This is a genomic window from Streptomyces sp. NPDC016459 (genome assembly GCF_040632845.1).
Taxonomy (GTDB): domain Bacteria; phylum Actinomycetota; class Actinomycetes; order Streptomycetales; family Streptomycetaceae; genus Streptomyces.
Window position 1 is genome coordinate 292,897 of sequence record NZ_JBEYCR010000002.1, and the last position, 24,214, is coordinate 317,110.

A 24,214-nucleotide genomic window follows, 5' to 3' on the forward strand; every position below is an offset into this window, starting at 1 on the left:
GTCGCAACGTCGACTTCTTGTCCAGTCGATACCTACGGGAGTTGTGCAAGTGCAACCTGCCCTTCCGCGCCGCCGCCCCCTCGTCGCGAGCGAATTGGAACAAGGCGGGGGTCATCCGGGAGGATGTCCCCATGAGCGCCCAGATTCTCGATGGCAAGGCCACCGCAGCCGCGATCAAGTCCGATCTGACCGTCCGTGTGGCGGCCCTCAAGGAGAAGGGCGTCACACCGGGACTCGGCACCGTCCTGGTCGGCGACGACCCGGCCAGCCAGAAGTACGTGGCCGGGAAGCACCGGGACTGCGCGCAGGTCGGTCTCGCCTCGATCCAGCGCACGCTGCCCGCCACCGCCACCCAGGACGAGATCGAGGCGGTCGTACGCGAGTTCAACGAGGACCCGGCCTGCACGGGTTACATCGTCCAGCTCCCGCTGCCCAAGGGCATCGACGAGAACCGCATCCTGGAGCTGATGGACCCGTCCAAGGACGCGGACGGACTGCACCCCACCAACCTCGGCCGGCTCGTCCTCAACGAGCCCGCCCCGCTGCCCTGCACGCCGAACGGCGTCATCACGCTGCTGCGCGCGCACGGCGTGGAGATCAACGGCGCCGAGGTCGTGGTCGTCGGACGCGGTGTCACCATCGGGCGCCCGATGCCCCTGCTGCTGACCCGCCGCTCCGAGAACGCGACCGTGACCCAGTGCCACACCGGCACCCGGGACCTCTCGGCGCACCTGCGGAACGCCGACATCATCGTCGCCGCGGCCGGCGTGCCGCACCTGATCAAGCCCGAGGACGTGAAGCCCGGCGCGGCCGTCCTCGACGTCGGCGTCTCGCGCAACGCCGAGGGCCAGATCCTCGGTGACGTGCACCCGGGCGTCGCCGAGGTGGCCGCCTGGATCTCCCCGAACCCCGGCGGCGTGGGCCCGATGACCCGCGCGCAGCTCCTCGTCAACGTCGTCGAGGCCGCCGAGCGCGCGGCCGCGGCGCTCTGAGGTGACCTCGGGGACCCCCGGGACACCCGGGAACCCTGACGGGGCGGGATCGGCGGACTCACCGGGGACGGCGCACTCCCCCGGGGCGGCGGACTCAAACGGGGCGGCGGACTCGACGGGGGCGGGCATGGCCGGGACCGGAGCGGGAGCCGGAGCTGGTGCCGGAGCCGGGACCGCTGCCGCCGCTGCCTCCTCTTCCGCCGCTGCCGGGGGTCCGCGTCGGCGGCCTCCCACCGTCACGACCGGGACCGCGCGACCCGAGGGCGGCGGCCGGGCGGCCCCCGGCGACGCCCCGGCGCCGGCCCGTCAGTGGCCGCTGCTCACCGTGCTCGGCCTCGCCGGGCTCGGGCTGCTCGTGGTGGGCACGGACGCGTTCCCGCACGCCTTCAGGATCGGGGCGATCCTGATCGGGGCCGCGCTCCTCGTGGGGGCCGCGATGCGCCGGGTGCTGCCGTCCGTGGGCATGCTGGCCGTACGGTCCCGCTTCACGGACATGATCACGTACGGGGTGATGGGCAGCCTGATCGTGCTGCTCGCGCTCATGGTGCAGCCGGAGCCCTGGCTGCAGATCCCGTTCCTGGAGGACATCCTCCATCTCACGGTCACCTAGTCCGGTCGGACCGAGGCGCGGCGCCCGCCCTCTCCCCCGTGGGAGGGCGGGCGCCGCTGTGATCAAGGGTCATGTACGTGCCAAGGTGGTTCAAGGTCCGTCGGCCCGCTGTGGCACGGAAGTGACCATTCCGCTACCTCGGCTCCGCATCCGGGGCGCGCACCGCCCCCGGACCTGCCATCCTTCGGAAGTCGGGAGCCGAGGAGCACGGGACAAGGGGGGCCGCACATGCCTGGCTGGAAGGCGCTGCCGGACGAACTCGACCCGGAGGTGCGCGCGTTCACGGAACGGCTCCGTCGCCTGATCGACCGCAGCGGCCTCGGCGTCACGGCCGTCGCCGAGCGCACCGGTCACGAACGCGCCGCCTGGGACTCCTACCTGAACGCCCGACTCCCCGCGCCCCGCAGTGCGGTCGTGGCGCTCGCCGAGGTGACCGGAACCGATCCGGCGGACCTCACGGCCCACGCGGAGCGCGCGGACCGGGCCCGGGGCGACCACACCCTGCAGATCCGCCGCCTCGACCTGCCGGGCCCGGCGGCGTCCACGCCCCCGCCCGGGCCGGCGACGGCTTCGACCCCGAGCGGACCCCGCACCGCCGCAACCGTCCCCGGCTCCCGGCGGCGGATCGTCCTGCTCTACGGCGCCGGGATCCTCGGTGCCCTGCTCGTCGTCACCGCCGCCCTGCTCCTCGTCGATCTGGGCGGCTCTGACGGCGAGGGCGACCGGGCGGCGACAGCACCCCCCACGACCGCCCCGCCCGTCACCCGGCCCGCCACCCTCCCCCCGGGGGTGCGGTGCGTGGGGCCCGACTGCACCGGCCAGGACCCGGAGGCGATGGGCTGCGGCGGGGACCTCGCCACCACCGTCGCCCGCGCGCGCGTGGGCACCGCCCAGGTCGAGGTCCGCCACAGCCGTACGTGCGCGGCGGCGTGGGCCCGGATCACCGGGGCCGCCCCCGGGGACACCGTGACCGTCGAGGCCGGGGACACCCTGCGGCGCGCCACCGTCGCGGCGGGCGCCGACACGGCGACGGTGGACACCGACGCGTACACCCCGATGGTCGCCGTCGGTCCGGACGGCGACGCGCGGGCCTGCGGGGCGCTCGTGAACGGGCGTCAGGGCTGCACCACGAACTGACGGTCCCCATGGCCTCGGACGGGTGGCAGTGAGCCGGACCACAAGGGAGTGGGGGTTCGCGGGGCCCCGGGTCGGATAGCCTGACCGCTGGAATCTCTTCACGTCGAGACACCGATCGATCACAGCGATCGATCGTCGATCGTCGATCACGAAGGGACGTCCGGTACCCGGGGCAGGGACCCCCCACCGCCAGCTGTCTTACGGAGATCGCCATGACCCGCACTCCCGTGAATGTCACCGTGACCGGCGCGGCCGGCCAGATCGGCTACGCGCTGCTCTTCCGCATCGCCTCCGGCCACCTGCTCGGCGCGGACGTGCCGGTCAAGCTGCGCCTCCTCGAGATCCCGCAGGGCGTCAAGGCCGCCGAGGGCACCGCCATGGAGCTCGACGACTGCGCGTTCCCGCTGCTCAAGGGCATCGACATCTTCGACGACCCGAGCCAGGGCTTCGAGGGCGCCAACGTCGCGCTGCTCGTCGGCGCCCGCCCGCGTACCAAGGGCATGGAGCGCGGTGACCTGCTCGCCGCCAACGGCGGCATCTTCAAGCCGCAGGGCAAGGCCATCAACGACCACGCCGCGGACGACATCAAGGTCCTCGTCGTCGGCAACCCGGCCAACACCAACGCCCTGATCGCCCAGGCCGCCGCCCCGGACGTGCCGGCCGAGCGCTTCACCGCGATGACCCGCCTCGACCACAACCGCGCGCTCTCGCAGCTCGCCGCCAAGACCGGCGCCTCGGTCGAGGACATCAAGCGCCTCACCATCTGGGGCAACCACTCGGCGACCCAGTACCCGGACATCTTCCACGCGGAGATCGCCGGCAAGAACGCCGCCGAGGTCGTCAACGACGAGGCGTGGCTGGCCGACACCTTCATCCCGACCGTCGCCAAGCGCGGCGCCGCGATCATCGAGGCCCGTGGCGCGTCCTCCGCCGCCTCCGCCGCGAACGCCGCCATCGACCACGTCCACACCTGGGTCAACGGCACCGCCGCGGGTGACTGGACCTCCATGGGCATCCCGTCGGACGGCTCGTACGGCGTCCCGGAGGGTCTCATCTCCTCCTTCCCCGTCACCTGCACCGACGGCAGGTACGAGATCGTCCAGGGCCTGGAGATCAACGACTTCTCCCGTGGCCGCATCGACGCCTCCGTGGCGGAGCTCGCCGAGGAGCGCGACGCGGTGCGCGAGCTCGGCCTCATCTGAGCCGGTCTCACCTGAGCCCGGCTCCTCCGGGTCGACTCACCTGAGTCCGGCTCCTCCGAGTCCGGCTCCACACACTCGGTGCCCCCGGGCCGTACGACCGACCGTACGGCCCGGGGGCGCCGTTTTTCCTGCCGACAGGGCACCCCGAACTCCCTTATGCTGACCCACCGATTCGCGGCCGACCGGGCCGCGGACACGGACGGTCACACCATCGGGGGAGTCTTGACGACGTCGTCCATTCCGCAGCAGCCCGCCGGCCCGCCCCACGTGCCGCCGGCCGTCGACCCGCGCCGGTTACCGGCCTCCAGTGAGGCGACCCGGCTGCTCTGCGCCGGCACGTACCTCGACGACGGGTTCCGAGACGCGGTCATCGACCAGCTGTACGTCCACGAGGAGCGCTTCGCCGCCCCCTCCCTCGGCTACGACGCGGGCCGCGTCCTCGCCCACGCCCTGCGCGCCCGCCGCGTCGAACTCGGCTGGGCCGTCGGCATCCTGGCCCTCTGGATCATCGCGATCCCGCTCACCAAGGGCCTGGTCGCCCTCCTCATCGCCCCCTTCCTGGTCCTCGGCCTCGCCCGCTGGGTCCGCGGCCGGTCCGCCACCGCCCCCGTCTACCGGGTCGTCCCCGCCTTCGTACTGCGCTGGTACGGGCGGATCATGCTCTTCCAGTCCGCCCTGTTGCTGTTCCTCCTCGCCCTGGGCGACGACGACGACTCCGGGGGCGAGTTCCTCGGAAACATCGACGAGTTCTCCGAGACCGGCGAGTTCCTCGACCTCGCGGTGAGCCTCACCGCCCAGGAGATGTGGGGCATCGGCCCCCTGGAGGTGTGGATCACCGTCGCCGTGCCGCTCCTCGTGGCCTGGGCCGTGGCCACCCAGCGCGGCCAGTTCGCCCGCGCGCTCACCCAGGAGCTGTCCCGGGAGCGCTTCCCCGACCTGCGGTCCGACCCGGCCGAGCAGGCCGAGGGCGCCCGTTCCCGACGCCTGCGCGACCGGATCCGGGTCGAACAGCACGCGCGGCTCGTCATGTACGGGACCGACGACCCGTTCTGCGGCGCCGGCGAGCCGTACGAGCCCTGGTCCCTCTCCGTCGAGCTGCGTCCCCGCAAGGACCTGGAGGGCTCGGCGCCCGAACCGCTCGACAACAGCGCCGTCATGCGGCACGTCGTCCCGCTCGTGGAGGCGCTGCGCGTCCCTTCGCCGCACGGCTCGCCGCAGATCCGGGCGGCCGTACGGGACCGGCTGCGCGAACTCGAGATCGACGAGGTCGTCTTCCTGCCGGTCGACGGGCTGCCGGCCCGCGCCGCCGCTCCGTACACCCCGGAGGGTTTCGAGACGCACCGCTCCGGCGCCGTCGAGGAGGGCGGCGAGAGCCGTCGGCACTTCCTGCGCATCCGGGTCGGCGGCTGGGGCGAGGAGATCGTCACCACCGTCTTCGTCCGCGTCCACACCCAGGGCGGGATGCTGATGCTGGAGGTGGCACCGCATGTGCTGCGGCCGGTGAAGCCGCTCTTCCGGTACGCCGACCGGATCGCCCACCGCTACCGCCACAACCACCACTTCGGCAAGGCCGTGTGGGCCCTGGGCCAGACCCCGCGCTCCGCAGGGCACGCCCTGGTCACCGTCGGGCGTTCCCTCGGCCACGGCTGGCGGCTGCTCACCGCGGGACACGCCAACGCGCTGCCCGAGGGCCCCGAGGTCTCGGTCCGTGAGCTCGGCTCCGACGACGAGGCCTCGCTGTTCCAGGAGATGGACGTCAGCCGCTATCTGAAGAGCGTGCAGGACCGGGTCGCGAACGGCGTGACGGTCGCGCTCCGCGAAGCCGGATACGAGACCGCCGAGTTCGAGCAGAAGATCGTGCACGTCGCCGAGGGCGGCACGTTCATCGAGAACACCAGGGGCAACGTCACCCTCGGCAACCACAACACCGTCACCAGCAAGACCTTCACCACCGCGACGACCGGAGGCAACCGTGGCTGAGACCGGGAACGGCACCCCTGACGACCGCGCCCGTGGCGGCGTCCACGTCACCAACACCGGGGGCAACGTCACCATCGGCGACCACAACACCGTCACGCACACGGTGCACGGCGGGCAGCCGCCCCGTGACCCCCGGCAGGAGGCGCTCCTCCAGGCCATCCGACGCCTCCGCGCCGACCTCGGAGGCATCGTGCCCTCCGAGCAGACGGCCGCGCTCGACGCCGAACTCTCCGACGCCGAGGACGAGATCGAGGGCACGGGACGGGCCGACGCGGGACGCCTGACCCGCCTGCGCCAGGCCCTCACGGACGCCGGCGCGGTGACCGGGATCCTCGCCTCGGGAGTGACCGTGGGACAGGCCGTCGGCACCCTGCTAGGAGGGTGAGATGAGCGGTTACGGGGGCGGGAGCGGGGGCGTGGCCCGCTGGAACGACGAGACGCAGAGCTGGGAGAGCGGCGGAGCGACGCCCGGCCCCGGGTACGGGAACGGGGGCGGTCCGGTGGCCCCGCTGCCGCCGCCTCCGCCGGAGTACGCGCCGGGGGGTGACCGGGAGTCCGCGGTGGGACGGACCCCGGAGCCCGTGCCGGGGTCCGGGGCGGGGTCCGGGGCGGGAGCGGGACCCGAGGGCGACTCGAAGTCCGACGCGGGACCGGCGCCGGAGTACGCGCCGGAGTACGCCCCGGAGCCCCCTGCGGGCCCTGCGCCGGAGTACGCCCCGGAGCCCGCTGCGGGTCCCGCGCCGGCGTACGCTCCCGCGCACGACGCCGGGACCGTCCCCGCGCACGTCTCCGTCTATCTGCCGGAGTCGGGCGGGTGGCAGCACCCCGTCTCCGGCCCGGTCGCCCCGACGGATCGGCCACGCGCGCGGGTGGCGGTCGCGGCCGCGGTCGCGGGAGCCGTCCTGGTGGCGGGCTCCGTCGGCGGTTGGTTGCTCTGGGGCAGGGGCGACGCGGAGCCCCCGGCGGCGAGCGGCCCACCCGCTGCCGTCCCGACGGCCCCGGAGACCACAAACCCCACCTCCCACACACCGTCACCCTCCGACACATCCGCCCCTCCCGGGGACGGGGGCGACGTGCCGCCGCCCGGCTACCGCGCCGTCGAGGACCTCAAGGGCTTCACGCTCGCCGTCCCCGACGGCTGGGACCGCACCGAGTCCGAACAGGGCGTCTTCTACAACGCGCCGGACCGCCGCAGCCTGCTCCAGGTCTTCGTGGTCACCGAGACCGGTCTGACGCCGTACGAGGCCCTGCGGGGGGCCTCGGAGGACGGCCGGGCCAACAAACCCGGCTACCAGGAGATCAGCCTCGAACGGGTCACGGGGGAGGTGGACGCTCCGGCCGACTCCGTGGAGCTGGTGTACGCGTACGACCGGGACGACGGCAGCCGCAGAAAGGTCGTCGACCGGGCCTTCACGGCCGAGGACGGCACCCACTACGCGATCCTGGCCGCCGGCCCGGAGAGCGCGTGGCCGAAACAGCGAGAAGTCCTGCGCGTGGCCCTGGACTTCTTCCGCCCGGACGCGCACTGACCTGACCGGACGCCGGGGCCGCCCCGCCCAGGTCCCCGGGCCCCCGCCCAGGTCCCGGGGGCCGACCACCGGGCTCGGGCCGGGCGGCCACCGGACTCGGGAGGGCCGCCCCTCCCCGGCCCCACCGGGCCCGGGAGGCCCGCCCTGCCCAGGTCCCGGGAGGCCCGCCCACCAGGCCCGCTCACAGCGCCCCCGCGTCCCTCAGCCTCCTCGCCAGCGCCGTCAGGTGGTCCCGGGCGTGCAGGAGCAGGCCGTCGCCGAAGGTGATGCGGGTCGCGCCCAGGCGGCCGAGTTCCGCGAAGGGCGGGGCGTCCGGGCCCGCCAGGGCGTTGAGGGGGAGGTAGCCGAGGGCCGAGCGCAGGGCCGGGAGGTCGGCGGGCGGGGCCGCGATCGGGTAGACGCAGTCCGCGCCCGCCTCCGCGTACAGCCGGGCCCGTGCGATCGCCGCCGCCGTCGGGTCGGCCGTCCCGCGGATGTACACGTCCACGCGCGCGTTGACGAAGAGTCCGGGTCCCGCCGCGGCCCGTACGTCCGCCAGATACTCGGCGTGCGCCCCCGCGTCCTTGAGGGCGCGGTCCTCGCCGGTGTCCTCCAGGTTCACCCCGACGGCCCCCGACTCCCGGACACGCTCCACGAGTTCCGCCGGGGCCAGCCCGTAACCGCCCTCCAGGTCCGCCGTGACCGGTACGGAGACCGCGCGGACGATCCGGGCCACGGCGGCGAACATCTCCGCCGCCGGCGTCGCCCCGTCCTCGTACCCGAGGGAGGCGGCCACCCCGGCGCTCGGCGTGGCGAGTGCCGGGAACCCGGCCGCCTCGAAGGCGCGGGCGCTCACCGCGTCCCACGGGCCGGGCAGCACCAGCGGATCGCCGGCCGCCCGGTCCCGGTGGAGGGCGCGCAGGGCCCCGGCCGTCGCGGGCCCGCTCACGCGGAGCGGGGGGTGTAGTTGCCGGGCGTCATGCGGGTGGTGACGGCGATCCGGTTCCAGGCGTTGATGACGACGATCGCGCCGATGACCCGGGCGAGTTCGGCCTCGTCGAAGTGGGCGGCGGCGTGGGCGTACACCTCGTCGGGGACGGACCCGTCGGTGAGGACGGTGACGGATTCGGTCAGCGCGAGGGCCGCGAGCTCCCGCTCGGTGTAGAAGTGCCGGGACTCCCGCCAGGCGGAGAGCTGCACGATCCGCTCGACGGTCTCGCCCTCCGCGAGCGCGTCCTTGCTGTGCATGTCGATGCAGAACGCACAGCGGTTGACCTGGGAGGCCCGGATCTTGATCAGGTGGTAGAGCGTCGGATCGACGTCCTGCGCGGCGGCCGCCTCCAGGCGCCGCATGGCCCGGTAGAACTCGGGCACGTGCTCGGCGAACGGGAGGCGCGGCGCGTGCTCGTGGGCGTACGCGGTGGGGGCGGCGGTCTCGGCGAGGGTGGTGGCTCTCGTGGTCATGCCTTCACCGTACGAGCCCGGTGGCACAGGAGTATGGTCCATTTCCATGGCAGGCGAGTGGGCCACTTTCGGCGCCGATCTTCATCTGGAACTCCGCGGTCCACGCCTGCGGGCAGGCCTCACGGACGCCCTGCGGGAGGCCGTACGCAGCGGGCGTCTGACGGCGGGCACCCGCCTGCCGTCCTCCCGGTCGCTCGCCGCCGACCTCGGCGTGGCCCGCAACACCGTCGCCGACGCCTACGCCGAACTCGTCGCCGAGGGCTGGCTGACGGCCCGCCAGGGCTCCGGCACCCGGGTCGCCCGCCGCGCCGAACCCCGTACGGCGGCGCGACCGTCCCGAGTGTCCGCCCCCGTGCTCGCCCTGCCCCGCCCCTCCGCGCCCGCACACGACCTGAAGCCCGGCAGCCCCGACCTCGCGTCCTTCCCGCGCGCCGCATGGCTCAAGGCGTACCGGCGGGCGCTCACCGCCGCCCCCAACGAGGCCTTCGGGTACGGGGATCCGCGCGGCCGGATCGAACTGCGCACCGCCCTCGCCGAGTACCTCGCCCGCGCGCGGGGCGTGCACGCCCGGCCCGAGCAGATCGTCGTCTGCGCGGGCTTCGTGCACGGGCTGATGCTGCTCGGCCAGGTGCTGCGGGGCCGGGGCGTACGGGAGGTGGCGGTCGAGTCGTACGGGCTCGCCCTCCACGCCGGTCTCCTCACGGGGGCGGGACTCGGCACCCCGGTCCTGCCCTTCGACGAACGCGGCACCCGCGTAGAGGACCTGGCCGTGCGGGGTCCTGTCGGGGCCGTCCTCATGACGGCGGCCCACCAGTTCCCGCTGGGCGGCGCCCTGCCCCCGGACCGGAGGACGGCGGTCGTCGACTGGGCGCGGGCCTCGGGCGGCTTCGTCCTGGAGGACGACTACGACGGGGAGTTCCGCTACGACCGACAGCGGGTGGGCGCGCTCCAGGGCCTCGACCCCGAGCGCGTCGTCCACCTCGGCACCGCGAGCAAGTCCCTCGCCCCCGGGCTGCGGCTCGCGTGGATGGTGCTGCCGGAGAGCCTGGTCGGCGAGGTGGTGGCGGCGAAGGGTGCCGTGGACCGGGCGTCCGGCGCGCCGGACCAGCTGGCGTTCGCGGAGTTCCTGGGTTCGGGGGCGTACGACCGGCACGTACGGGCGATGCGGCTGCGCTACCGGCGCCGCCGCGACCAGCTGGTGGCGGCGGTGGCCGCGCACTCGCCCGGGATCCGGGTCAGCGGGATCGCGGCGGGCCTCCATGCCGTCCTGGCCCTTCCGCCCGGCACCGAGCAGGCGGTCCTGCGGGCCGCGGCCTGGCACGGGCTCGCCGTCCAGGGCGTCAACCAGTTCCGCCGCCCGACGGTCCCCGCGACTCTGGACGGCCTCGTCGTCGGCTACGCCACACCGCCGGACAGCGCCTGGCAGAGCGCCCTGACCACGCTCGTACGCGTGCTTCCCGAATGACCGTCAATGGCCGGCGCCCCATGTGTACGAGGGTGGTGCGCGGGGCGCTCGCGCCGACCGAGGTTCGGGTGGCGCGAGCGTCGTCCTGTGCGGCCAGCCCTCGTCCTCGCCCTCGGGGAGCGCGGCCGGGGCGCCGGAGGGCCCCAGGGGCGGATACCGGCAGGTGCTCGCCGACCGCCCCTACCTGCTCCTCACCACCGCCAACTTCCTGATCGCCTTCGGCTACACCACCCAGGCCATCGCCCTGCCGATCTTCCTCACCCGCGACGTCGGCATCCCCGACGCCCTGGCCGGAGCCGTGTTCGCCCTCAACACCGTCCTGGTCGCCACACTCGGCGTCCCCGTCGCCCGCTTCACCCTGCGCGGCAGACGCACCCGCACGGCCGCGGCCGGAGCGGTCGTCTTCGCGCTCTCCTTCGCCGCCTTCGCGGTGCTTCCCCTGCTGACCGGCGGTACCGGCGCCCTCGTCGCCGTCCTGGCGGTCGCGGTGCTCTACACCGCCGGTGAACTCGTCCACTCCGCACCGTCGCAGAGCCTGGCGATCCAGGCCGCCCCCGATCACCTGCGGGGGCGCTACCTGTCGGTCCACCAGCTGTCCTGGTCGGTCTGCCGCACCATCGCGCCCGTACTCCTGGGCTTCCTGCTCGATGCCGGGCGGTGGCACGTGTGGACGGTCCTCACCGGCGCCGCCATCCTGCTCCGCGCCGAACGCGTACTGCCGCCCCATGTCGTCGGCAGCACACGGAAAGCCCCCGCCGCCAACCCCGCTCGGGAGGTCAGGACCTGACGGCCGTCTCCGGGGGCTCGCCGAAACGGGCCAGGGTCAGGGAACCCGCCACCGCCACCGCGAAGCCGACGACCGCGAGCCAGCCGAGGCCCTCGCGGGTGCGGTCCCCGAGCCAGACCACTCCCACCACCGCCGGTCCGATCGTCTCGCCGAGCACCATGCCCGCCGTCGCCGTGGTCACCGAGCCGCGCTGGAGCGCCGAGGTCAGAAGGAGGAACGCCGCCGCGCCGCCCACGAGCAGCGCGTACCCGGCGGGGTCGGCGAAGTCGATGCCGTCGACCAGCCGCACCCCCACCTCCACCACCCCGAAGCCGAAGCCCGCCCCCAGGCCGAGGACCAGCGCCCGCGGCCGGTCCGGCAGCCGGCCGCCCACCACCCCGAGCAGCAGCACGCCGAAGGCGGTCGCGAGCAGCGCCCACCGGAGCGCCTCCGAACCGTCCCGGTGCCCCTCCTCCCCGGCGGCGAGCGCCAGCAGGGCGAGGCCGGCGCAGACCACGGCCACGGCCGTCCACTCCACCCGGCTCAGCCGCACCGCCAGCAGCCGGGAGGCGACCACCGCGGTGACCGCCAGGCTCGCGGCGAGGGCCGCGCCCACCGCGTAGATGGGCAGTGTCCGCAGGGCGACGACCTCCAGGGCGAAGCCCAGACCGTCCAGGCCGAGACCGGCGACGTACCGCCACTGCCGCAGCGCCCGCCACATCAGCGCGACGTCGACGCCGCCGCCCGTCCCGGGGGTCGCGGCGCGGGCGGCCACCGCCTGGAGGACCGAGGCCGTGCCGAAGCAGACGGACGAGGCGAGCGCACACAGCATCCCGAGAAGCACGGAACGACTCTAGGTGGGTCGTCCCGGGACAACCCACCTGGAGAGGTCCGGCCGGAAACGACCGGCCTAGACTGTGCGGTCGCGACAGTCGTGCACGCGACAAGCGTGGCCGGGGAGGTCGCGACCGTGAAGGGGAGGGCGACGGACATGCGCAGACTGAGGTCGAGCACGGTGGTGCTCGGCGGGATGGGCGTGCTCGCGGCGACGATCACCGCGTGCGGTTCCGAGCCGGACAAGCGGTGCGTGGACCCGCTGACCCGGGAGGAACTGCCCCGCTACCAGTGCGAGAGCGTCGGTGGCCGCGATGACGACGACGACAGCACGACCCACCGGGGCTCCTACTACTACGGCGGTTCCCTCCGCGACAACCGCGTGAGCGGCGGCAGCTTCGACAAGAAGGCCGTCGACACCGGGGGCTTCGGCTGCTCCGGTTCCGGCGGCGGCTGAGAAGGGCCCGGCACATGCAACGGCACACCATCGAGCCCCGGCCCGGCTGGCAGGAGACGGTGGAGGAGCAGGGGCTCGTCTACCCGCTGACCCGCTACCCGGACGGAACGCTGCGCCCGTACTGGGACGAGAGCGCGTACTACTCCTTCACCCTGCCCGAGGTCGAGGCCCTGGAGGAGGTCGTCGAGGAGCTGCACGCGATGTGCCTGGCGGCGGCCGCGCACATCGTCGAGCGGGAACGGTTCGCCGAGCTCGGGATCACCGACCCGAAGCTCGTCGCCCTTGTCGCCGAGTCCTGGCACCGCCGTGCCGAACTCCCCTCCCTCTACGGCCGGTTCGACCTGCACTACGACGGTACGGGCCCGGCCAAGATGCTGGAGTACAACGCCGACACCCCCACCTCGCTCGTGGAGGCCGCCAGCCCGCAGTGGTTCTGGATGGAGGAGCGGTTCCCCGGCGCCGACCAGTGGAACTCCCTCCACGAAAGGCTCGTCGACGCCTGGAAGCGCCAGGCGCCCCTGCTGCCCCCGGGCCCCGTCCACTTCGTCCACTCCGACGGCGACGAACTCGGCGAGGACCTGATGACGGTCGCGTACCTGCGCGAGACCGCCCAGCAGGCAGGACTCGACACCGAGGCGCTCTCCGTCGAACGGATCGGCTGGGACCGGCTCTCGCGCCGCTTCGTGGACGACCGGCTCCGCTTCATCCGCAGCTGCTTCAAGCTCTACCCGTGGGAGTGGCTCACCACCGACCGCTTCGGCCGGCACGTCCTCGACACCCTCGACAACGGCGGCGGCACCGGCACCACCTGCTGGATCGAGCCCGTCTGGAAGATGCTGCTCTCCAACAAGGCGCTCCTCGCGATCCTGTGGGAGCTGTACCCCGGCCACCCGAACCTGCTGCCCGCCTACCTCGACGGGCCGCGTGAACTCGCCTCCACCACCGGCTGGGTGGCCAAGCCGCTGCTCGGCCGTGAGGGCGCGGGCGTCACCCTCCACGACGCCGGCACGGAACCGTTCGTACGGGACGGGGAGCCCTGCTGCTACCAGGAACTGGCCCCGCTGCCCGACTTCGACGGCAACCGGGTGGTGCTCGGAGCGTGGGTCGTCGAGAACGAGGCGGCGGGGCTCGGGATACGGGAGTCGGCGGGACTCGTCACCGACGAGTACGCCCGCTTCCTCCCGCACGTGATCCTCTGATCCCTCCCCGGAGGGGCCGCCCCCGCCGCCGCACCGGCGGGGCGGACGGGCGGATCAGTCCGATCAGTCCGACAGCACGCCCCTCAGCTGTTCGAGACCCCAGTCCAGGTCCTCCTTCGAGATCACCAGCGGGGGTGCGATCCGGATCGTCGAGCCGTGGGTGTCCTTCACCAGGACACCCCGCTCCATCAGCTTCTCCGAGATCTCCCGGCCCGTGCCCCGCGACGGCACGACGTCCACCCCGGCCCACAGCCCACGCCCGCGCACCGCCTCCACCGCCCCGGCGCCCACCAGCAGCCCCAGCTCCGCGTGGAGGTGGTCGCCCAGCTCCGCCGCCCGCTCCTGGAACTCGCCCGTCCGCAGCATCGCGATCACCTCCAGGGCCACCGCGCACGCCAGCGGGTTCCCGCCGAACGTCGACCCGTGCTCACCCGGCCGGAACACCCCGAGCACGTCCCGGTCGGCGACCACCGCCGACACCGGCACCACCCCGCCGCCCAGCGCCTTCCCCAGGACGTACATGTCCGGCACCACACCCTCGTGCTCGCACGCGAACGTCCGCCCCGTCCGGCCGAGGCCCGACTGGATCTCGTCCGCCACGAACAGCACGTTCCGCCGGCGCGTCAGCTCCCGCACCCCCGCCAGATAGCCGGCCGGCGGGACCAGGACCCCCGCCTCGCCCTGGATCGGTTCGATCAGCACGGCCACCGTGTTCTCGGTGACCGCCGCCTCCATCGCCGTCAGATCCCCGTACGGCACGATCTCGAACCCCGGCGTGTACGGACCGTAGTGGTCCCGGGCCTCGTGGTCCGTGGAGAAGCTGACGATCGTCGTCGTCCTGCCGTGGAAGTTGTTCGCCGCGACCACGATCTTCGCGTGCCCGTCCGGCACGCCCTTCACCTCGTACCCCCACTTCCTGGCGGTCTTCACGGCCGTCTCGACCGCCTCCGCGCCGGTGTTCATCGGCAGCACCGCCTCCTTGCCGCACAACTCGGCGAGCTGCGTGCAGAAGTCGGCGAACCGGTCGTGGTGGAAGGCGCGCGAGGTCAGCGTCACCCGCTCCAGCTGGGCCTTCGCCGCGTCGATCAGACGCCGGTTGCCGTGCCCGAAGTTGAGCGCCGAGTACCCGGCGAGCAGGTCGAGGTAGCGGCGCCCCTCGACATCGGTCATCCAGGCGCCGTCCGCCGAAGCGACGACGACCGGCAGGGGGTGGTAGTTGTGAGCGCTGTGCGCCTCCGCCGAAGCGATCGCGTCTTGTGTGCCCGACACGGGATCTCCGTTCGTCCTGCGGCTCGCGGGATGGCCCCGCCGAGGGGATGTGGCCCCTGTTTCTATCGTCGCTCGCGCACCGGGCGGGGAAACCTCGCACACGGCGCGCCCTGCGCGGGTGTCGTGTCGGTCAGGCCGGGCTCGCGTGGTCCCCGATCCGGCCCGACCGGCAGGAACCCCCGCTACTCTGAGAACACGCACGGCGACTGGCGCACGGGGAAGCGACCCCGGGGGAGCCGTGCGCGGCAACCACACGGGACGCCGCCCGCCTGGGCGTCACGGGACCTTGTCCCGCGTGGCGCCGCGCCTCCCACGCAGCGCCCCGGGACCCACCGACGCCCCGGAGGATCCCGCATGTACGTCCCGCAGCATCCCGCGCTCGCCGCCGCCGACCCCGAGCTCGCCGCCCTCGTCGACGCCGAGGAACGGCTCCAGGGGGAGACCCTGCGCCTCATCCCCAGCGAGAACTACGTCTCCGCCGCCGTCCTCGAAGCCTCCGGCACCGTCCTCCAGAACAAGTACAGCGAGGGCTACCCCGGCCGCCGCTACTACGAGGGCCAGCAGAACATCGACCAGGTCGAGACCCTCGCCGTCGAGCGCGCCAAGGCCGTCTTCGGCGTCGAGCACGCCAACGTCCAGCCCTACTCCGGCTCCCCGGCCAACCTCGCCGTGTACCTCGCCTTCGCCGAGCCCGGTGACACCGTCATGGGCATGGCCCTGCCGATGGGCGGCCACCTCACCCACGGCTGGGGCGTCTCCGCCACCGGCAGGTGGTTCCGCGGCGTCCAGTACGGCGTCCGCCACGCCGCGACCTCCGAGGGCGGCGGCCTCATCGACTTCGACGAGGTCCGCGACCTCGCCCTCAAGGAACGCCCGAAGGTGATCTTCTGCGGCGGCACCGCGCTGCCCCGCACGATCGACTTCGCCGCCTTCGGTGAGATCGCCCGTGAGGTCGGTGCCGTGCTCGTCGCCGACATCGCCCATATCGCCGGCCTCATCGCGGGCGGCGCCCACCCGTCCCCCGTCCCGCACGTGGACGTGATCTCCACGACCACCCACAAGACCCTGCGCGGCCCGCGCGGCGCCATGCTCATGTCCCGCGAGGAGCACGCCAAGGCTCTCGACAAGGCCGTCTTCCCCGGCCTCCAGGGCGGCCCGCACAACCAGACCACCGCCGCCATCGCCGTAGCCCTCCGCGAGGCCTCCCAGCCCTCCTTCCGCGACTACGCCCACGCCGTCGTCGCCAACGCCAGGGCCCTCGCCGAGGCGCTCCTCGCCCGCGGCTTCGACCTGGTCTCCGGCGGCACCGACAACCATCTGATCCTGATGGACCTGACCCCCAAGCAGGTCCCGGGCAAGATCGCCGCGAAGGCCCTCGACCGGGCGGGCATCGTCGTCAACCACAACACCGTCCCCTACGACCCCCGGAAGCCGTTCGACCCCTCCGGCATCCGCATCGGCACCCCCTCCCTCACCTCGCGCGGCCTGACTCCTGAGCACATGGACCAGGTCGCCGACTGGATCGACCGCGGCGTCACGGCGGCCGGCGCGGGCGACGAGGGCGCCCTCCGCACCCTCCGCGCCGAGGTCGCCGAGCTGATGAGCGCGCACCCGGCCCCGGGTCTCCCCGTCTGACCGCGCCAGGGACCGGACCGGGAGTCATCCGCCGGGGCCCAGGGACTCCGCCGCCCGGCGGGCCTCCTCCCGGCCCGGTATGCCCTCCAGCCGGAAGGTGCGCGCGCCCCCGCTCCTCGTCCAGAGGAGCGTGGGGCCCGCCGTGCGGACCTCATGGGTCCAGGCCGTGCCCGCACCGTCCGTCAGCGGGACCGTCAGGAGGTGCGGGGCCGCGAACCAGTAGCCCTGCGCGCCGTCCGGGAGGTCGACCCACTCCGGTCGCGTCCTGACCTGCTTGGCGAAGCCGATGTCCAGGCGGGCCGGGAACTCGTCCAGCCGGACCGTCCGCCCCCCGTCGCGCCAGCACAGGCTGATCACCGCCCGGCCCCGCTCGGCCGACCCCGTCACCGTGACCGCGTCCGGCGCGCCGAGCGCCCCCGGTATCAGGGGCTCGAAGCCCGCCCTGCGCCCGGCCTCCGCCAACGGCACCGGCTCCGCGCACCCGGGCACCGGCACCGAGCCTCCGCCCGGGACCCGGCGCCCCTCCGGGTCGTACCGCACGGCGACCCCGCCGAAGCCGAACCAGTCCACCACCGCCGCCCGCACCGGCGGAGTCAGCACCAGGACGATCAACACCCCGGTGAGGCCCGCGACCAGCGCCCGCCACCGCTCGCGCGCCCACGCCCACGCCGAGGCCCACGTCGACGTCCACCGCCGTCGCCGGCCCGGCCCGGGCAGCCACCCCGGCACCCCCTCGGGCGTCGGTGTCGGCACCCGCTCGGCGAGGAGCTGTGCGAGCACCCGCTCGGCCATCGTCCCGCCGTCCACGTCCGGCACCCGCAGCCGCCGTCCCAGCTCCCGCAGCTCGTCCGGCAGCTCCTCGTCAGCCACGCCCCTCGCCTCCTTCCCGGCCCTCGCCCAGCTCCAGTCCCAGTTTCCGCAGCGCCCGGCTCAGCCGGGACTTCACCGTCCCCTTCGGCCAGCCCAGCGCCTGCGCCGTCTCCGCCTCGTCCAGCTCCAGGAGATAGCGGTGGATCACCACCTGACGGTGGTCCTCGCCGAGACCGTCCAGGGCGTCGAGGAGCCGCCGGCTCCGCTCCCTCTGCTCGGCCGCGACCGCCGGGTCCGCCGACTCCGGTATCCGCGGCTCGCCGCCGAGCAGGTCCGCCTCCCGGTCCGCGACGGCACGCCGCCGACCCGCCGCCCGCACTGTGTTCCTGGTCTCATTGACGACGATCCGCAACAGCCACGGCCGGAACGCCGCCCCCTCCTGGAACCGCCCCAGCGAGCGGTACGCCTTGAAGAAGGCCTGCTGCACCACGTCCTCGGCCTCCGCGCCGGCGCCGCACGCCACCGCCGCTCGCAGAGCGACCGCCGTATGCGCGCGAACCAGCGCCGCGTACGCCTCCGGCTCTCCGGCGCGTACCCGTGCGATCACCGCGGCCTCGTCGGCGACCAGGCCCCCCTCCCGCGTCCTCACACTCTTGATACACCGGCAGTCCGGGATCGGTTCCCACACCTGAGAGAATGATGTGCATGGCCTCTGAAAGCCCGCCCGTCGCCCACCTCCACCTCCAGGGGAATGGCTCCGCCGTGCAGCATCGACCGCGTGTGCTCTCCGGAATCCAGCCCACCGCAGGCTCGTTCCACCTCGGCAACTACCTCGGCGCCGTGCGCCAGTGGGTCGCCCTCCAGGAGACCCACGACGCCTTCTACATGGTCGTCGACCTGCACGCGATCACGATTCCCCAGGACCCCGCCGCGCTGCGCGCCAACACCCGGCTCGCCGCCGCCCAGCTGCTCGCCGCCGGTCTCGACCCGGAGCGCTGCACCCTCTTCGTCCAGAGCCACGTCCCCGAGCACGCGCAGCTCGGCTGGGTCATGAACTGCCTCACGGGCTTCGGCGAGGCCTCCCGCATGACGCAGTTCAAGGACAAGTCGGCCAAGCAGGGCGCCGACCGCGCCACCGTCGGCCTCTTCACGTACCCGATCCTCCAGGTCGCGGACATCCTGCTCTACCAGGCCAATGAGGTCCCGGTCGGTGAGGACCAGCGCCAGCACATCGAGCTGACCCGTGACCTCGCGGAGCGCTTCAACGGCCGCTTCGGCGAGACCTTCACGATCCCCAAGCCGTACATCCTCAGGGAGACGGCGAAGATCTACGACCTCCAGGACCCGGCGGTCAAGATGAGCAAGTCGGCGTCCACGCCGAAGGGCCTCATCAACCTCCTGGACGACCCGAAGGCCACCGCGAAGAAGGTCAAGAGCGCGGTCACCGACACCGACACGGTGATCCGGTTCGACCCGGAGAACAAGGCGGGCGTCTCCAACCTGCTCACGATCATGTCCACGCTCACCTCCACGTCCGTCGAGGACCTGGTCAAGAGCTACGAGGGCAAGATGTACGGCGCACTGAAGACGGACCTCGCCGAGGTCATGGTGGACTTCGTCACGCCGTTCAGGGCCCGCACCCAGGAATACCTGGACGACCCCGAGACGCTGGACTCGGTCCTGGCCAAGGGCGCGGAGAAGGCCCGCGCGGTCGCCGCGGAGACGCTGGCGCAGACATACGAGCGGATGGGTTTCCTGCCCGCCAAGCACTGAGGCGGAGGACCCTGGCCACAAGGGTGGTACAGGACGCACACTGGCGGCTGAACCACCGCACACCAGTCGACGGACGACGGAGGAGAACGACGTGGGGACCGTAACGCTCGGCGTTTCGATCGCGGTCCCGGAGCCCTACGGCAGCCTGCTCCAGGAGCGGCGCGCCGGCTTCGGGGACCCGGCCGCGTACGGCATCCCCACGCACATCACCCTCGTCCCGCCGACCGAGGTCCCCGAGGAGCGGCTGCCGGAGATCGAGGAGTACCTCACCGGTGTCGCCGCCGGCCACCAGCCCTTCCCGGTGCGCCTCCAGGGCACCGGGACCTTCCGGCCGCTCTCCCCGGTCGTCTACGTGAAGGTGAAGGAGGGCCACTCCCTCTGCCACCGGCTCCAGCACCTGATCCGGGACGAGTCGGGGCCGCTGGTGCGCGAGCTCCAGTTCCCGTACCACCCGCACGTCACCGTGGCGCACGGCATCTCCGAGGAGGGGATGGACCGGGCGTTCGAGGAGCTCGCCGGCTACGAGGCGGCGTGGATCTGCCGCTCCTTCGCGCTGTACGAGCAGGGCCCGGACGGGGTGTGGCGGAAGCTGTACGACTACCTGTTCGGCAGCGGTCGCCCGGTCTCGGCCGTCCCCACCCAGGGCGGCAACCCGGTCGACACACCGTCGGGGTCCTCGACGGCCTGACCGCTGGGGAACCCCGCGCCCCAGGGTCCCGCCGCCTCACACCGGCAGACGCCGGAACAGCGGCCTCGGCACATGCCGTACCGCCGCCATCACCATCCGCAGCGTCCCCGGCACCCACACCGTCTCCGAGCGGCGCCGCAGACCCAGCTCGACGGCGGTCGCGACCGCCTCGGGGGTGGTCGCGAGCGGTGTCTCCGCGAGCCCGGCCGTCATCTTCGAGCGGACGAAGCCGGGCCGTACGACCATGACGTGCACACCGGTGCCGTGCAGCGCGTCCCCGAGCCCCTGGGCGAAGGCGTCGAGGCCGGCCTTCGAGGACCCGTAGATGAAGTCGGCGCGACGGGCCCGTTCGCCCGCCACCGAGGAGAGCACCACCAGCGAGCCGTGCCCCTGCGCCTGGAGCGCGCCCGCGCAGACGAGGCCTGCCGAGACGGCGCCGGTGTAGTTGGTCTGGGCGACGCGGACGGCGGCGACCGGGTCGGACTCGTCCCGCGCCTGGTCGCCGAGGACCCCGAAGGCGAGGAGCACCATGTCGATGTCGTCCTCGGTGAAGATCTTGCCGAGCCGCTCCTCGTGGGACTCGGTGTCGAGCGCGTCGAACGGGACGGTCCGCACGTCCGCGCCGAGCGCGCGCAGCGAGTCGGCGGCGGCGGTGAGCGCGGGGGAGGGACGTCCGGCGAGCCAGACGGTACGGGTACGCCGGGCGATCAGCCGGCGGGCGGTGGCGAGCCCGATCTCGGAGGTGCCGCCGAGGACGAGCAGGGACTGCGGGGCGCCGAAGGCGTCCTTCATGGGGTCTCCTCAGATTCCGAGACGGCGGGAGAGGTCCGAGGTGAAGACGGACCGCGGGTCGAGCGCGGCGCGCAGGGCCCGGAACTCGTCGAACCGCGGGTACATAGCGGCCGCCGTCTCCGGCCGTACCCGGGAGTCCTCGGCGAGCTGGACCCGGCCGCCCGCGCCCGCGACCTCCTCGTCGAGCGCGTCCAGGAAGGCCCCGAGCCCGGGGAGGCCGGCCGGCAGGTCGAGGGCGAGCCCCCAGCCGGGGAGCGGGAACGACAGCGGACCGGGGCCGCCCGCGCCGAAGCGCCGGAGGACGGCGTGGAAGGAGGGGCAGCCGCGGTCCGCGATCCGCCGCACCACCCTCCGCAGGGTGTCCTCCTGCCCGTACGGGACGACGAAGCGGTACGGGACGAGCCCCGCGCGCCCGTGGAGCCGGTTCCAGTGCGGGACCCCGTCGAGGGGGTGGAAGAGGGCGGTGAGCGGCTGGAGCCGGCCGGTGCTTCCGCGAGGGGCCCCGCGGTACCGCAGCTCGTCGAGGAGCCCCGCGGCGGTGCGGCCGAGCAGCCCGCCGGGGACGTACGGCGGCGGGGCGGGCAGCCGTCCGGTCCGCAGGGCGAGCGGCGCGCGGCGGGCCCGGTGGCGGCGGGGCAGCACGTCGTACGGGGCGTGGTCGCCGCGTGTGAGGACGGCGCGGCCGGTGGCGGCGCCCCGGGAGCGCAGGTCGATCCGGGCGACGGAGTAGCGGTACCGGTGGTCGGTGGCGGCGAGCCGGTCCATCAGGTCGTCGAGGTCCCGGGCGCGCTCGGTGTCCAGGGTCATCAGCGAGGTCTCGACGGGCAGCAGCCGCAGGGTGACGGCGAGGATGACGCCGGTCAGGCCCAGACCGCCGGTGGTGGCGTCGAAGAGCGGGGTGCCGGGCAGCACGGTCCGGATCTCGCCGTCGGCGGTGAGGAGCCGGAGCGCGGTCACGTGCCGGCCGAAGGCGCCGGCGGCCCGGTGGTTCGCGCCGTGGACGTCGGCGGCGACGGCCCCGCCGACGGTGGCGTGCCGGGTCGCGGGGACGACCGGGACGAACCAGCCCAGCGGCAGCAGCGCGTCCATGAGCCGGTGCAGGCTGACGCCCGCCTCGCAGACGACGAGACCGGCGGCGGGGTCGACGGCCAGGATCCGGTCGAGGCCGGTCATGTCGAGGACGGTGCCGCCGGCGTTCTGGGCGGCGTCCCCGTACGCGCGGCCGAGGCCGCGGGCGATCGAGCCGCGGGCCCCACGGCCACGGACGGCTTCGGCGGCCTCGGCCTCGCCGCGGGGCCGGTGCACGCGCGCGAGGGTCGGGGCGGTGCGTCCCCAGCCGCTGAGCTCTTCGCAGTCGTCGTCAAGGACGTAGGTCTCGACAGCCATGGAGGTGACCGTATAGCCGCCTGTGTCCCTTATGTCGCTATGGCGTGGCGGTTCGTCGAAACGGGTGATTAGAGGAGAGTCGGGAAAGCATCCCCGAACAGCGCCGGGATCGGGGGTAAGGGTACGGAATGGACTGGCTGACCAAGCTCCCCGTCATCGGCCCGTGGGCCGCCCGCCTCATGCGGACCCACGCCTGGCGCGCGTACGAGACCCTCGACCAGGCCCACTGGAGCCGGCTCGCCGCCGCGATCACCTTCCTGTCCTTCCTGGCCCTCTTCCCGCTGATCACCGTGGCCGCCGCGATCGGCGCCGCGCTCCTCTCCGACCAGCAGCTCGCCCGGATCGAGGAGAAGATCGGCGACCAGGTCCCCGGCATCTCCGAGCAGCTCGACATCGGCGGGCTCGTCGCCAACGCCGGCACCATCGGCCTCGTCGCCGGCGCCCTCCTGCTCGTCACCGGCATCGGCTGGGTCGGCTCCATGCGGGACTGCCTGCGCGCGGTGTGGAAGCTCGACGACGTGGACGAGGGCAACCCGGTGCTGCTCAAGGGCAAGGACGCGCTCGTCCTGCTCGGCCTCGGCGGCGTCGCCCTCGGCTCGCTCGCCGCGTCCTGGCTCGGCTCCACCGCCGTCGGCTGGAGCGCCGACCGGGTCGGGGTCTCCGGCGACGGGGCGGGCGGCGTCCTCCTCCAGGGAGCGGCCGTCCTCGTCGCCGTCGCCGCCGACTTCCTGATCCTGCTGTACGTGCTGACGCTGCTGCCCGGCGTGCAGCCGCCCCGCCGCGCCCTCGTGGTGGCGGCGCTCATGGGGGCGGTCGGCTTCGAACTGCTCAAGCTGCTGCTCGGCGGCTACATGCGGGGCGTCGCGGCGAAGTCGATGTACGGGGCGTTCGGCGTTCCGGTCGCCCTGATGCTCTGGATCAACTTCACCGCGAAGCTGCTGCTGTTCTGCGCCGCCTGGACCGCTACGGATTCACGTCGGGATCCTGCTCCCGCCGTCGACGCAGCCCCGCCGGCGCAGCCAGCGGCCAGCGGCGGTTGACCAGGAAGACGGCACCGGCGAGGAGCAGGAACACCCCGCCCGCCACGGCGAGCGCGATCCCGACGCCGCCGGACCTCTCCGTGGCCGCCGCCTGCACGGTGTTCCCCGGGGCGTCCTCGCCGGGGCCCGCCGTGGCACCGTCGCCCGGGGCGGTCGTCCCCGTACGCACGGACCGCGGCGGCACCAGCTCGCCGACCGGGGTCACCTTCCCGGCGGCGGCGAAACCCCAGTCGAGCAGCCGGGCGGTCTCGCGGTAGACGGCGTGCTGCTCCTTCGACGACGGGTTCATCACGGTCACGAGCAGCACCCTGCCGCCCCGCTCGGCGACCCCCGTGAAGGTGGCACCCGCGTGCGTGGTGCTGCCGTTCTTGACCCCGGCGATGCCCTGGTACGGGGCGACGCCGAAGTCACCCGTGAGCAGCCGGTTGGTGTTCTGGATCTCGAAGGTCTCGCGCTTCTTGCCCGGCTTCTGCTCGCCGGGGAACACGGCCCGTGGGGTGGCGGCGTACTCCCGGAAGGCCGGCTTCTTCATGCCGTTGCGGGCGATGAGCGTCAGGTCGTACGCGGAGGAGACCTGGCCCGGGGCGTCGTAGCCGTCCGGGGACACCACATGGGTGTCCAGGGCCTGGAGCTCGGCCGCCTGTTCGTTCATGTCCTTCACGGTCTGGAGGAGGCCGTCGTTCATGTTGGTCAGGACGTGGACGGCGTCGTTGCCGGAGCGGAGGAAGACGCCCAGCCACAGTTCGTGGACGCTGTAGGTCTGCTTCTCCTTGATGCCGACGAGGCTGGAACCCGCTCCTATCCCGGCGAGGTCGGCGGTGGTGACGAGGTGGTTCCGCGTCTTGGGGAACTTCTCCAGGAGCGTGTCCGCGAAGAGCATCTTGAGGGTGGAGGCCGGGGCCAGCGGCCAGTGCGCGTTGTGCGCGGCGAGGACGTCGCCGTTCTCCGCGTCCGCGACGATCCAGGACCTGCCGGAGAGCTCCTTGGGCAGCACCGGGGCGCCGGGGCCCAGCTTCACCTGGGTCCCGGGCCTGCCGAGCAGGGGACCGCCGATCGAGGACATCGCGGCCGGTGGCTTGGGCTGCTTGTCCTTCCCCGGCACCGGTTCGGCGTGGGCGGGCCCGGCGGAGACGAGCGGCAGGAGTACAGCAGCGGCGACCGCCCAGGCGGTCCTCTTCGAAGCAGACACGGTCGTGAACGTACAGGT

24 protein-coding genes and 1 riboswitch are annotated in these 24,214 nt (G+C 73.6%); of the genes, 15 read left to right on the forward strand and 9 right to left on the reverse strand.

What is annotated here, in order from left to right; genetic code table 11:
• Positions 1-131 precede the first annotated feature (131 nt).
• The 7 genes from ABZ567_RS06945 (at position 132) to ABZ567_RS06975 (ending at position 7,450) form a co-directional block, all read left to right on the forward strand.
• On the forward strand, positions 132-992 hold the full coding sequence (locus tag ABZ567_RS06945; RefSeq protein ID WP_360785468.1) for a bifunctional methylenetetrahydrofolate dehydrogenase/methenyltetrahydrofolate cyclohydrolase: 861 nt from the start codon (positions 132-134) through the stop codon (positions 990-992).
• A gap of 1 nt (position 993) precedes the next feature.
• A complete protein-coding gene (locus tag ABZ567_RS06950; protein WP_360785470.1) occupies positions 994-1,602 on the forward strand; it encodes a DUF3017 domain-containing protein in 609 nt (202 codons plus the stop codon).
• A gap of 228 nt (positions 1,603-1,830) precedes the next feature.
• The gene (locus ABZ567_RS06955) at positions 1,831-2,739 is read left to right on the forward strand and encodes a DUF2690 domain-containing protein (protein WP_360785472.1); all 909 of its coding nucleotides are present in this window, start codon (positions 1,831-1,833) and stop codon (positions 2,737-2,739) included.
• Positions 2,740-2,951: 212 nt separating this feature from the next.
• Positions 2,952-3,941: a malate dehydrogenase gene (locus ABZ567_RS06960; RefSeq protein WP_360785474.1), complete on the forward strand. Its 990-nt coding sequence runs from the start codon at positions 2,952-2,954 to the stop codon at positions 3,939-3,941.
• Between the two features lie 222 nt (positions 3,942-4,163).
• Complete coding sequence (locus ABZ567_RS06965) at positions 4,164-5,921, forward strand: hypothetical protein (protein WP_360785476.1); 1,758 nt, start codon at positions 4,164-4,166, stop codon at positions 5,919-5,921.
• Positions 5,914-6,306, forward strand: a complete 393-nt coding sequence (locus ABZ567_RS06970) for a hypothetical protein (protein WP_360785478.1) — start codon at positions 5,914-5,916, stop codon at positions 6,304-6,306. The genes ABZ567_RS06965 and ABZ567_RS06970 overlap by 8 nt, the downstream gene beginning before the upstream one ends.
• 1 nt (position 6,307) lies before the next feature.
• Complete coding sequence (locus tag ABZ567_RS06975) at positions 6,308-7,450, forward strand: hypothetical protein (protein WP_360785480.1); 1,143 nt, start codon at positions 6,308-6,310, stop codon at positions 7,448-7,450.
• Positions 7,451-7,631: 181 nt separating this feature from the next.
• On the opposite strand, the gene ABZ567_RS06980 is transcribed toward ABZ567_RS06975, so the two are convergent.
• Together ABZ567_RS06980 and ABZ567_RS06985 are read right to left on the reverse strand one after the other, a co-directional pair.
• Positions 7,632-8,378 (reverse strand): isocitrate lyase/phosphoenolpyruvate mutase family protein, encoded by a 747-nt coding sequence (locus tag ABZ567_RS06980; RefSeq protein ID WP_360785481.1) that lies wholly within the window; start codon positions 8,376-8,378, stop codon positions 7,632-7,634.
• The gene (locus ABZ567_RS06985; protein WP_360785483.1) at positions 8,375-8,893 is read right to left on the reverse strand and encodes a carboxymuconolactone decarboxylase family protein; all 519 of its coding nucleotides are present in this window, start codon (positions 8,891-8,893) and stop codon (positions 8,375-8,377) included. The genes ABZ567_RS06980 and ABZ567_RS06985 overlap by 4 nt, the downstream gene beginning before the upstream one ends.
• A 46-nt stretch (positions 8,894-8,939) precedes the next feature.
• Between ABZ567_RS06985 and ABZ567_RS06990 the strand changes: the two genes are divergently transcribed.
• Both ABZ567_RS06990 and ABZ567_RS06995 read left to right on the forward strand, forming a co-directional pair.
• Positions 8,940-10,358 carry a PLP-dependent aminotransferase family protein gene (locus ABZ567_RS06990; protein ID WP_360785485.1) on the forward strand — a complete coding sequence of 473 codons (1,419 nt, stop codon included), beginning with the start codon at positions 8,940-8,942 and terminating at the stop codon, positions 10,356-10,358.
• A 163-nt stretch (positions 10,359-10,521) separates the two neighbouring features.
• Positions 10,522-11,145: an MFS transporter gene (locus ABZ567_RS06995; RefSeq protein WP_360785487.1), complete on the forward strand. Its 624-nt coding sequence runs from the start codon at positions 10,522-10,524 to the stop codon at positions 11,143-11,145.
• Here the strand turns inward: ABZ567_RS06995 and ABZ567_RS07000 are convergent.
• Positions 11,135-11,956 carry a hypothetical protein gene (locus tag ABZ567_RS07000; RefSeq protein WP_360786495.1) on the reverse strand — a complete coding sequence of 274 codons (822 nt, stop codon included), beginning with the start codon at positions 11,954-11,956 and terminating at the stop codon, positions 11,135-11,137. The two genes, ABZ567_RS06995 and ABZ567_RS07000, sit on opposite strands and share 11 nt — an antisense overlap.
• A gap of 159 nt (positions 11,957-12,115) precedes the next feature.
• Here ABZ567_RS07000 and ABZ567_RS07005 point away from each other — a divergent pair, with 159 nt between their 5' ends.
• Together ABZ567_RS07005 and ABZ567_RS07010 are read left to right on the forward strand one after the other, a co-directional pair.
• The gene (locus ABZ567_RS07005; RefSeq protein WP_360785488.1) at positions 12,116-12,415 is read left to right on the forward strand and encodes a hypothetical protein; all 300 of its coding nucleotides are present in this window, start codon (positions 12,116-12,118) and stop codon (positions 12,413-12,415) included.
• A 14-nt stretch (positions 12,416-12,429) separates the two neighbouring features.
• Positions 12,430-13,614 (forward strand): glutathionylspermidine synthase family protein, encoded by a 1,185-nt coding sequence (locus ABZ567_RS07010; protein WP_360785490.1) that lies wholly within the window; start codon positions 12,430-12,432, stop codon positions 13,612-13,614.
• A gap of 63 nt (positions 13,615-13,677) precedes the next feature.
• On the opposite strand, the gene rocD is transcribed toward ABZ567_RS07010, so the two are convergent.
• On the reverse strand, positions 13,678-14,883 hold the full coding sequence (rocD, locus tag ABZ567_RS07015) for an ornithine--oxo-acid transaminase (protein WP_360785492.1): 1,206 nt from the start codon (positions 14,881-14,883) through the stop codon (positions 13,678-13,680).
• Between the two features lie 192 nt (positions 14,884-15,075).
• Positions 15,076-15,165, forward strand: a riboswitch (ZMP/ZTP riboswitch).
• 72 nt (positions 15,166-15,237) lie between these two features.
• On the opposite strand from rocD, the gene glyA reads away from it, so the two are divergent.
• Positions 15,238-16,518 (forward strand): serine hydroxymethyltransferase, encoded by a 1,281-nt coding sequence (glyA, locus tag ABZ567_RS07020; protein ID WP_360785494.1) that lies wholly within the window; start codon positions 15,238-15,240, stop codon positions 16,516-16,518.
• 24 nt (positions 16,519-16,542) lie between these two features.
• Here the strand turns inward: glyA and ABZ567_RS07025 are convergent, their stop codons facing one another.
• On the reverse strand, positions 16,543-17,388 hold the full coding sequence (locus ABZ567_RS07025; protein WP_360785495.1) for a hypothetical protein: 846 nt from the start codon (positions 17,386-17,388) through the stop codon (positions 16,543-16,545).
• A complete protein-coding gene (locus ABZ567_RS07030) occupies positions 17,381-17,977 on the reverse strand; it encodes an RNA polymerase sigma factor (RefSeq protein ID WP_360785497.1) in 597 nt (198 codons plus the stop codon). Before ABZ567_RS07030 ends, ABZ567_RS07025 begins: the two co-directional genes overlap by 8 nt.
• 56 nt (positions 17,978-18,033) lie before the next feature.
• Here ABZ567_RS07030 and trpS point away from each other — a divergent pair, with 56 nt between their 5' ends.
• Positions 18,034-19,101: a tryptophan--tRNA ligase gene (gene trpS / locus ABZ567_RS07035; protein WP_360785498.1), complete on the forward strand. Its 1,068-nt coding sequence runs from the start codon at positions 18,034-18,036 to the stop codon at positions 19,099-19,101.
• Positions 19,102-19,192: 91 nt separating this feature from the next.
• Positions 19,193-19,789 carry a 2'-5' RNA ligase family protein gene (locus tag ABZ567_RS07040; RefSeq protein WP_360785500.1) on the forward strand — a complete coding sequence of 199 codons (597 nt, stop codon included), beginning with the start codon at positions 19,193-19,195 and terminating at the stop codon, positions 19,787-19,789.
• Positions 19,790-19,825: 36 nt separating this feature from the next.
• Here the strand turns inward: ABZ567_RS07040 and ABZ567_RS07045 are convergent, their stop codons facing one another.
• Together ABZ567_RS07045 and ABZ567_RS07050 are read right to left on the reverse strand one after the other, a co-directional pair.
• A complete protein-coding gene (locus ABZ567_RS07045) occupies positions 19,826-20,581 on the reverse strand; it encodes a decaprenylphospho-beta-D-erythro-pentofuranosid-2-ulose 2-reductase (RefSeq protein WP_360785502.1) in 756 nt (251 codons plus the stop codon).
• A 9-nt stretch (positions 20,582-20,590) separates the two neighbouring features.
• Complete coding sequence (locus ABZ567_RS07050) at positions 20,591-21,967, reverse strand: FAD-binding oxidoreductase (protein WP_360785503.1); 1,377 nt, start codon at positions 21,965-21,967, stop codon at positions 20,591-20,593.
• 128 nt (positions 21,968-22,095) lie between these two features.
• Between ABZ567_RS07050 and ABZ567_RS07055 the strand changes: the two genes are divergently transcribed.
• The gene (locus ABZ567_RS07055; RefSeq protein ID WP_360785505.1) at positions 22,096-23,007 is read left to right on the forward strand and encodes a YihY/virulence factor BrkB family protein; all 912 of its coding nucleotides are present in this window, start codon (positions 22,096-22,098) and stop codon (positions 23,005-23,007) included.
• On the opposite strand, the gene ABZ567_RS07060 is transcribed toward ABZ567_RS07055, so the two are convergent.
• Positions 22,931-24,196 carry a D-alanyl-D-alanine carboxypeptidase gene (locus ABZ567_RS07060; RefSeq protein WP_360785507.1) on the reverse strand — a complete coding sequence of 422 codons (1,266 nt, stop codon included), beginning with the start codon at positions 24,194-24,196 and terminating at the stop codon, positions 22,931-22,933. The two genes, ABZ567_RS07055 and ABZ567_RS07060, sit on opposite strands and share 77 nt — an antisense overlap.
• Positions 24,197-24,214 lie beyond the last annotated feature (18 nt).

Coding starts and splice junctions, on each gene's coding strand:
- trpS (WP_360785498.1), top strand. CDS start 18,034: ATGGCCTCTGAAAGCCCGCCCGTCGCCCACCTCCACCTCCAGGGGAAT.
- ABZ567_RS07055 (WP_360785505.1), top strand. CDS start 22,096: ATGGACTGGCTGACCAAGCTCCCCGTCATCGGCCCGTGGGCCGCCCGC.
- ABZ567_RS07010 (WP_360785490.1), top strand. CDS start 12,430: ATGCAACGGCACACCATCGAGCCCCGGCCCGGCTGGCAGGAGACGGTG.
- ABZ567_RS07050 (WP_360785503.1), bottom strand. CDS start 21,967: ATGGCTGTCGAGACCTACGTCCTTGACGACGACTGCGAAGAGCTCAGC.
- ABZ567_RS06975 (WP_360785480.1), top strand. CDS start 6,308: ATGAGCGGTTACGGGGGCGGGAGCGGGGGCGTGGCCCGCTGGAACGAC.
- ABZ567_RS06990 (WP_360785485.1), top strand. CDS start 8,940: ATGGCAGGCGAGTGGGCCACTTTCGGCGCCGATCTTCATCTGGAACTC.
- ABZ567_RS07005 (WP_360785488.1), top strand. CDS start 12,116: ATGCGCAGACTGAGGTCGAGCACGGTGGTGCTCGGCGGGATGGGCGTG.
- ABZ567_RS06960 (WP_360785474.1), top strand. CDS start 2,952: ATGACCCGCACTCCCGTGAATGTCACCGTGACCGGCGCGGCCGGCCAG.
- ABZ567_RS06945 (WP_360785468.1), top strand. CDS start 132: ATGAGCGCCCAGATTCTCGATGGCAAGGCCACCGCAGCCGCGATCAAG.
- ABZ567_RS06955 (WP_360785472.1), top strand. CDS start 1,831: ATGCCTGGCTGGAAGGCGCTGCCGGACGAACTCGACCCGGAGGTGCGC.
- ABZ567_RS07045 (WP_360785502.1), bottom strand. CDS start 20,581: ATGAAGGACGCCTTCGGCGCCCCGCAGTCCCTGCTCGTCCTCGGCGGC.
- ABZ567_RS06985 (WP_360785483.1), bottom strand. CDS start 8,893: ATGACCACGAGAGCCACCACCCTCGCCGAGACCGCCGCCCCCACCGCG.
- ABZ567_RS07000 (WP_360786495.1), bottom strand. CDS start 11,956: ATGCTGTGTGCGCTCGCCTCGTCCGTCTGCTTCGGCACGGCCTCGGTC.
- glyA (WP_360785494.1), top strand. CDS start 15,238: ATGTACGTCCCGCAGCATCCCGCGCTCGCCGCCGCCGACCCCGAGCTC.